The following is a 7,503-nucleotide window of genomic DNA, read 5'->3' on the forward strand; positions in this document are numbered from 1 at the left end:
CTTTAAAGTCAAATTAATATAAAATAAAAAGGATGCTATAAAGTAATTTATTATTTTATACATCCTTTTTATTTTACTTGCTTTTATTTTTTTCCTATGTTAAAATTATAAAGTAAATAATTTAGAAAGGCAAAATTATGGATAATAAAAATATTTTTAAAAAACATATTTTATTTTTAGGAATTTTTATATTTTGGTTTATAACTTCCTATTTTAAAATGTGGAATACTTTTTTAGTTCCAACTCCTTGGAAAGTTTTTAATACTTTTATTATATTTATTGAAAATGGAAAATTATTCCATCATCTTTTCACAAGTTTTTTAAGAGTTTTTTTTGGTTTTCTTATTGCTTTTTCTTTAGGAGTTCCTCTTGCTATACTATTTGGAACTTTTCCTAAACTATATATATATTTTCAAGGAATATTAGAATTTTTTAGAAATGTCCCTCCTTTATCCCTTATGCCTCTTATTATTTTATGGTTTGGAATCGGTGAAACTTCAAAAATAGTGATTATAGTTTTGGCTTCTTTTTTCCCTATCTTTTTGAATACTTTAAAAGGAATAAGAAGTTGTGATAAAAAACTTATTGAGGTTGGACAAGTTTTTGGACTTAATAAATGGGAGATATTTAAAAAAATTATATTTCCAAACTCCATTCCTGATATACTTCTTGGAGTAAAACTTTCTATTGGTTATTCATGGAGGTCCATTATAGGAGCTGAAATGATAGCTGCTTCTTCTGGACTTGGATATTTAATATTGGATGGACAACTTTTATCAAGGATAGATATTGTAACCATTGGAATTATTTCCATTGGAATTTTTGGAATTTTTACTGATAAACTCCTATCTAAAATTATTGGAAGTTTTTTAAAGAAGAGAGGTTTTATAGGTTATGAATAAATTTATACTTAAAAATCTTAATAAAAAATTTCAAGATAAAGAAATCTTTAAAAATATAGATTTAGAAATTAATAGTGATGAAATAACTGTTATTTTAGGAAAAAGTGGTTGTGGAAAAACTACTTTACTTAGAATACTAGGTGGTTTAGATAAAGACTTTTTAGGAAATATAACTTTTTTAAAAAATAATATGGAAGTTCCTAATTTTAAAATAGGTTTTGTATTTCAAGAAAGTCGTCTTATGCCTTGGCTTACAGTTGAAAAAAATATAAAAATTCATGATAAAGAAAACAAAATATCTAGCTCTGATGTTGATAAATTCTTATCTTTAGTTTCCCTTGATAATTGTAAAAATCTTTTTCCTAATCAGTTATCTGGAGGAATGAGTAATAGAGTTTCTATAGCTAGAGCACTTTCTTATAATCCAGATATACTTTTAATGGATGAACCTTTTTCAGCTCTTGATTATTTTACTAGAAAAAATTTACAAAAAGTTATAGTTGATGTTTTTAAAAATACTAATAAGGGAATTATTTTTGTAACCCATGATATTGATGAAGCTCTAACTATTGCAAATAAAATTTTAGTTATAAGTCAAAAAAATTTTTACGAATTTTCTTTAGGAAATAATCTAGAAAGAGATATTGATAGTACAAAATTTTTAAACATAAAAAAGGAAATCAAAAAATTATTAGAATAATATTTATAAGGAGATTCAAAATGAAAAAAAAATTATTTGCTATTTTATTACTTGTAGTTTTTGCTTTTATTGGATGTGGTAAAGAAAAAGTAGAGGAATATCCTAAGACAATTAATATGACTTATGTTAAAGCTCCTCTTAATATTCCCTCTATTTTAGGTAGAAATGATGGACTTTTCCAAAAAGCTTTTGATGATGTCAATACAGAAATAAAATTTTCTGAGCTTACAACTGGGCCTGAACAAATCCAAGCTTTAGCATCTGGACAAATGGATATTCTATATGCTCTTAGTTCTACTTCTGCTCTAATAGGAGCTTCTAATGGAGTAGATTTAAAAATTACAGGAGTTTATACTAGAGCTCCAAAAGTATTTATGATATTAACTAAAGATGAAAATATAAAATCACCAAAAGATTTTATTGGAAAAAAAGTTGCTGGTCCTAAAGGAACTATTTTACATCAACTTTTAGTAACATACTTAAATACAGAAAATGTAAATGTTGATGATGTAGAATTTTTAAATATGGGACTTCCTGGAGCAATGTCTGCTCTTTTAAATGGAAGTGTTGATATAGCTCTTTTAGCTGGCCCTGTGGCTCTTAATACTATAAAGTCTGGAGCAAAAGTTATTACAACAGGAGAAGGACTTGTACAAGGTTTAGTTGTTACTGCTGTAAGAGGAGATTTTTTAGAAAAATATCCTAAAGCTATGGAAAGATTTAATAAAACTAATGATGATATTTTAGATATTATAAATAATCATTTTGAGGATATAGTTGATAAAGTTGCTAAGGAAGTTGAAAATACTCCTGAAGAAGTTAGAACTATGTTCCCACTTTATGATTTTAATACTGCTATTACAGAAAATGATATTAAAGATTTAAAAGCTACTCAAGATTTTTTAATTGCTAATGGACTACAAGAAAAGGCAATTGATGTAGAAAGTATAATTGTTAAATAAGTTTTTGGGAGAAATTTAACATAGATAAAATTGGAGCTGTTACATTCTATAAAAAATATTTTGTAACAGTTCTAATTTTTTAAAAAACATATTGACAATTATCGAAGTGTATTTTATAATTAATCTATAAAAGGAGGGGAATAATGAATAAATATGAAAAAAACTCTAAAATTTTTAAAGCTTTTTGTGACCCAAATAGACTTAAAATTATTCATCTTTTACAAAAAGGAGAGTTATGTGGTTGTAAATTATTAGAGCAATTAAATATTGGACAGCCTACTTTATCTCATCATATGAAAATTTTAATAGATTCTGGAATTGTTAAAGGTTTTAAAAATGGAAAGTGGATGTATTATTCTCTTGATGTAGATGGTTTTAAAAATGTAAAAAATATTTTAGAGGATATATTAAAAGATAGATAATTATATTATCTATTTTTTATCCAGAAATATATCGATATATTTAAATATATAATATTATTTTAAGGAGGAGATATGGGATTATTTGATAAATTATTTAAAAAAGATTGTGGTTGTTCTTGTGGTGCTGAGAAAATAGAAAAAGTTGATATAGAAAAAACTTCTTGTCAATGTGAATGTAAAAATTCTGATAAAAAAGTTTTAGTTAAAATTTTAGGTTCTGGCTGTAAAAATTGTAATACTTTGGAGGAAAATACTTTAGAAGCTCTAAAAGAACTAGGATTTGAATTTCAATTAGAACATGTGAGAGATTTTTCTGAGATTGCTAAATATGGAATAATGTCTACTCCAGGTCTATGGGTAGATGGAAAAATTGTTTCTTACGGAAAAGTTTTATCAAAAGAACAAATAAAAAATTTAATAGAAAAAAATTAGAAAATATTAAGACTGTTGTATTTTTATAATAATTAATTTTCGACAGTCTTTTTATAAAAATAATAAATCGATATTTATCAATATAAGGAGAGTATATGAGTTTTTTAATTAATATTTGGATTTTTATACAAAATCAAATTTTGAGTATGAAATGGTTAAATCAATTAGTAGAGATTATTTTAATAAAAATGGGATTAAATAAAAGTAGTCACTTATTTATTGGAATACATTTTTTCTTCTATGATGTAATAAAAATAGTGATTTTACTTTGTTCATTAATATTTCTTATCAGTTATATTCAAAGTTATTTCCCTCCAGAAAAAAGTAAAAAAATATTAGGAAGATTTCATGGATTAACAGCAAATATTATAGGAGCATTATTAGGAACTGTTACTCCTTTTTGTAGTTGTTCATCTATACCTTTGTTTATAGGTTTTACATCAGCAGGACTTCCAATAAGTGTTACATTTTCTTTTTTAATTTCATCACCTATGGTAGATTTAGGTTCTCTACTTTTATTGATGAGTATTTTTGGAAGTAAAGTTGCTCTTTTATATGTAATTTTAGGACTTGTAATAGCTGTAGTTGGTGGAACTCTTATAGAAAAAATGAAACTTGAAAATGAAATAGAAGATTTTATTTTGGCTGCTTCAAAAAATGGAAATATAGATATTGAAATCCCTGATTTAACTATGCAAGAAAGATTAATATATGCTAAAGAGCAAACAATAGAAACTTTTAAAAAAGTTTTTCCATATATTTTAATAGGAGTTGGAATTGGAGCCATAATTCATAACTGGATTCCAGAAAAATGGGTAGTTGGAATTTTAGGAAGCAAAAATCCTTTTGGAGTTATATTAGCAACCTTAATAGGAGTTCCTATATATGCTGATATTTTTGGAACTATTCCTATTGCTGAAGCATTATTTTCTAAAGGAGCTAATTTAGGAAGTATCCTATCTTTTATGATGGCAGTAACTACTTTATCCCTTCCATCTCTAATAATGTTAAGAAAGGCTATAAAGCCAAAATTATTAAAAATATTTGTAGGAATTTGTACTATTGGAATTATAATAGTTGGATATTTCTTTAACCTATTTCAATATTATATTATATAAAAATAAGAGGTTGTTATAAAATATAGCAACCTCTTATTTTTATAATTTTTATTATGTTTACATTAAACCAAATATAGATATCGTTGTTGTTACTAAAAATGGAACTGCAGTTGTTAAAAACATTCCTGAAAAAAATGCTACAACAGAAATATCTGATGAGTTACTTCTATTTATAATTGGAAGCAAAGTATCCATAGCTGTAGCTCCTGCCACAGAAACAGATTCTAAAGAACCGATATATTTTGCTATAAAAGGAACTGTAAAAATAGAGATTATTTCTCTTAAGACATTTGTTAAAAAAGCCACACTTCCTAACTCTGCACTTATTTTAGAAAGTTCTATAGCTGATAAAGAATACCAACCAAGTCCCATACTTACAGCTATTCCTTCCCCCATACCTATTTTAGTTAAAATAGCTCCTAAATATCCTCCAATACCAGAGCCTATAATTGTACTTAGTGGTAGTAACCATACTTTTTTTCCATATTTTTTCAAACTATTAAATATATCTCCATTATCCCCTATATCCATACCTACAAAAAATAATAAAAGACAAAGTCCAAAACTTACCAATGAATCTACATTATTTATTATCATATCATTTCTAAAAAATAATCCTAAAATAATCCCACAAATAATTGAAATTCCTATTCCTAACATTATTTTTCCCCCTCTTTAAAAACTTTTTTTAAAGTCTTAAAACATAGATATGTAAAAGCCACACTAAAAGTTGTGGTACAAATAGCAAAAATTAAAGATTGTATCCCTATTTTGCTGATATTTGCAATTATTTTATCATCTATTCCTATTTTATACCCCATTGTTCCCAAAAGTATAAAAAGAGAGATTGTTTGTAAAAGTCTTAATTTTTCTTTTACAGCTTGTGGTATAAGATTTTTTCTAACTAACATTGCTCCAAACACTAAAATAATAATGTAGATTAAAATTTGCATTTTTCCCTCCAAATATTTTTACATTTCTAAAAATTATACCATATATTAATATTTTTTCAATATTTTTAAAAAAATTTTATAAAATAAAAAAGAAGTAATCTTCAATTAGAAAATCGCTTCTTTTTTATGATAATTAATTGGGAAAATATTATGATATATTAATTATAATTAGCAACAATGTCATAAATATGTCAGATAAAAAATTACTTATAATTATCTTAGACATAAAAAAATCTTCTAGCTTACCTAGAAGATTAATCTTTTAAGTGGTGCCTAGAGCCGGAATCGAACCGGCACGGTATCAAGATACCACAGGATTTTAAGTCCTGTGCGTCTACCTGTTCCGCCATCCAGGCATTTGTCAGCCTCCTGACAACAATAAGTATACTATATTAGCTAATTTTTGTCAACAGTTTTTATTATTTTTTAATTTTTTTCTTTATTTCCAATAGTTTTATTTTTTTAATTCTTTTTATTTTATTGCTTTTTTAAACTAAAAAGATTATAATTATAGAAAGATTAATTTAGTAGGGGGGATTATATGTTTGCTAGACGTACTTATGAAAAAAGAAGATTGGCTTTAAGAAATAATTTTGAAGATGGGATTATCTTAATTTGTGGAAACTCTCTTTCTCCAGCAAATTGTCGTGATAACACATTCCCATTTGTTCAAGATTCTACTTTCCTTTATTATTTTGGATTAAATAAAGAAAATCTTATTGGAGTTATTGATATAGATAAAGAACAAGAATATATATTTGGTAATGAACTTACAATGGATGATATAATTTGGTCTGGTCCTCAAATTTCTTTAGGTGACCAATGTAAATTAGTTGGAGTTGAAAATCTTTTTCCCTATGAAGAGATAAAAAGATTTTTATATGAAGTAAAACATAGTGGTAGAAAAATCCATTATATTAACCAATATTTACCTAATAATATTATAAATATTGCTGATTGGCTTGAAATTAAACCTAGTGAAGTAAATGATTATATTTCTGAAGAATTAAGTTATGCAGTAGTAGAACAAAGAAATTATAAAACTCCTGAAGAAGTTCAAGAGATTATAAAGGCTGTTAATGTTACTAGAGATATGCACTTAAAAGCTATGGAAATTGCTAAGCCTGGTATGAAAGAATATGAAGTAGTTGCTGCTCTTGAAAATGTAGCTAAAAGTAAAAATTGTACTCTTTCTTTCTTAACTATTTGTACTGTCAATGGTCAAACTTTACATAATCATTATCATGGAAATACTTTAAAAGAGGGAGATTTACTTTTAATAGATGCTGGTGCTAAAACAGAAAGTGGATATTGTGGAGATATGACTACAACTTTCCCTGTATCTAGTAAATTTACTCCGCTACAAAAAGAATTTTATAATCTTTTAATTTCTATGTTTGATAAAGCTAGTGAATTAATTAGACCTGGAATAACTTATAAAGAAATTCATTTGGAAGTTTGTAAAGTTTTAGCAAAAGGTTTAGTTGCAAAAAATATATTAAAAGGAAATATTGATGAAATTGTAGAAAAAGGTGTACATGCTTTATTTATGCCTCACGGTTTAGGACATATGTTGGGACTTGATGTACATGATATGGAAAATATTGGAGAAGTAATTGTAGGATATAATGGAGAAGCTAAAAGTACTCAATTTGGACTTGCTTCTTTAAGACTTGGTAGAGAGTTAGAAGAAGATTTTGTATTTACTGTGGAACCTGGAATTTACTTTATTCCTGAATTAATAAAAAAATGGAAAAATGAAAATAAATTCCCTGAATATATAAATTATGAAGAACTTGAAAAATATATGAATTTCGGTGGAATGAGATATGAGGGAGATTTCTTAGTTACTAAAACAGGTAATATTAGACTTGGAGAAACTATGGTAAAAACTCCTGAAGAAGTTGAAGAAGTAAGAGCGAAAGCTTTTAAATAATTAAAAAAAGCTGAGTAACATTTTAAAAAAAATGTTTTACTCAGCTCTCTTTTTTGTATAATATAGTCACCACAACAA

9 protein-coding genes and 1 tRNA gene are annotated in these 7,503 nt (G+C 25.9%); 7 read left to right on the forward strand and 3 right to left on the reverse strand.

Annotated elements, in window-relative coordinates; genetic code table 11:
- Positions 1-218: 218 nt before the first annotated feature.
- The 6 genes from HF862_RS05060 (at position 219) to HF862_RS05085 (ending at position 4,536) form a co-directional block, all read left to right on the forward strand.
- Complete coding sequence (locus HF862_RS05060; protein ID WP_240934789.1) at positions 219-902, forward strand: ABC transporter permease; 684 nt, start codon at positions 219-221, stop codon at positions 900-902.
- The gene (locus HF862_RS05065; protein ID WP_170186840.1) at positions 895-1,602 is read left to right on the forward strand and encodes an ABC transporter ATP-binding protein; all 708 of its coding nucleotides are present in this window, start codon (positions 895-897) and stop codon (positions 1,600-1,602) included. Before HF862_RS05060 ends, HF862_RS05065 begins: the two co-directional genes overlap by 8 nt.
- A 20-nt stretch (positions 1,603-1,622) precedes the next feature.
- Positions 1,623-2,564: an NrtA/SsuA/CpmA family ABC transporter substrate-binding protein gene (locus HF862_RS05070; RefSeq protein WP_170186841.1), complete on the forward strand. Its 942-nt coding sequence runs from the start codon at positions 1,623-1,625 to the stop codon at positions 2,562-2,564.
- Positions 2,565-2,707: 143 nt separating this feature from the next.
- On the forward strand, positions 2,708-2,986 hold the full coding sequence (locus tag HF862_RS05075; RefSeq protein ID WP_206039022.1) for a metalloregulator ArsR/SmtB family transcription factor: 279 nt from the start codon (positions 2,708-2,710) through the stop codon (positions 2,984-2,986).
- Between the two features lie 72 nt (positions 2,987-3,058).
- Positions 3,059-3,418 carry a thioredoxin family protein gene (locus tag HF862_RS05080; protein WP_170186842.1) on the forward strand — a complete coding sequence of 120 codons (360 nt, stop codon included), beginning with the start codon at positions 3,059-3,061 and terminating at the stop codon, positions 3,416-3,418.
- Between the two features lie 95 nt (positions 3,419-3,513).
- The gene (locus HF862_RS05085) at positions 3,514-4,536 is read left to right on the forward strand and encodes a permease (RefSeq protein WP_170186843.1); all 1,023 of its coding nucleotides are present in this window, start codon (positions 3,514-3,516) and stop codon (positions 4,534-4,536) included.
- A gap of 57 nt (positions 4,537-4,593) precedes the next feature.
- On the opposite strand, the gene HF862_RS05090 is transcribed toward HF862_RS05085, so the two are convergent.
- The 3 genes from HF862_RS05090 to HF862_RS05100 all read right to left on the reverse strand — a co-directional run bounded on the left by HF862_RS05090 (position 4,594) and on the right by HF862_RS05100 (position 5,845).
- Positions 4,594-5,196, reverse strand: a complete 603-nt coding sequence (locus HF862_RS05090; protein WP_170186844.1) for a lysine exporter LysO family protein — start codon at positions 5,194-5,196, stop codon at positions 4,594-4,596.
- The gene (locus HF862_RS05095) at positions 5,196-5,489 is read right to left on the reverse strand and encodes a hypothetical protein (RefSeq protein ID WP_206039023.1); all 294 of its coding nucleotides are present in this window, start codon (positions 5,487-5,489) and stop codon (positions 5,196-5,198) included. Before HF862_RS05095 ends, HF862_RS05090 begins: the two co-directional genes overlap by 1 nt.
- A 267-nt stretch (positions 5,490-5,756) precedes the next feature.
- Positions 5,757-5,845, reverse strand: a tRNA-Leu gene (locus HF862_RS05100).
- 185 nt (positions 5,846-6,030) lie between these two features.
- On the opposite strand from HF862_RS05100, the gene HF862_RS05105 reads away from it, so the two are divergent.
- Positions 6,031-7,425 carry an aminopeptidase P family protein gene (locus HF862_RS05105; RefSeq protein WP_170186845.1) on the forward strand — a complete coding sequence of 465 codons (1,395 nt, stop codon included), beginning with the start codon at positions 6,031-6,033 and terminating at the stop codon, positions 7,423-7,425.
- The last annotated feature ends 78 nt before the right edge of the window (positions 7,426-7,503 follow it).

It is taken from the genome of Fusobacterium sp. FSA-380-WT-3A, assembly GCF_012843705.1.
GTDB lineage: Bacteria > Fusobacteriota > Fusobacteriia > Fusobacteriales > Fusobacteriaceae > Fusobacterium_B.

Bases quoted from the DNA above. Each gene is read 5' to 3' on its own strand.
- HF862_RS05060 (WP_240934789.1), top strand. From the start codon at position 219: ATGTGGAATACTTTTTTAGTTCCAACTCCTTGGAAAGTTTTTAATACT.
- HF862_RS05065 (WP_170186840.1), top strand. From the start codon at position 895: ATGAATAAATTTATACTTAAAAATCTTAATAAAAAATTTCAAGATAAA.
- HF862_RS05070 (WP_170186841.1), top strand. From the start codon at position 1,623: ATGAAAAAAAAATTATTTGCTATTTTATTACTTGTAGTTTTTGCTTTT.
- HF862_RS05075 (WP_206039022.1), top strand. From the start codon at position 2,708: ATGAATAAATATGAAAAAAACTCTAAAATTTTTAAAGCTTTTTGTGAC.
- HF862_RS05080 (WP_170186842.1), top strand. From the start codon at position 3,059: ATGGGATTATTTGATAAATTATTTAAAAAAGATTGTGGTTGTTCTTGT.
- HF862_RS05085 (WP_170186843.1), top strand. From the start codon at position 3,514: ATGAGTTTTTTAATTAATATTTGGATTTTTATACAAAATCAAATTTTG.
- HF862_RS05090 (WP_170186844.1), bottom strand. From the start codon at position 5,196: ATGTTAGGAATAGGAATTTCAATTATTTGTGGGATTATTTTAGGATTA.
- HF862_RS05095 (WP_206039023.1), bottom strand. From the start codon at position 5,489: ATGCAAATTTTAATCTACATTATTATTTTAGTGTTTGGAGCAATGTTA.
- HF862_RS05105 (WP_170186845.1), top strand. From the start codon at position 6,031: ATGTTTGCTAGACGTACTTATGAAAAAAGAAGATTGGCTTTAAGAAAT.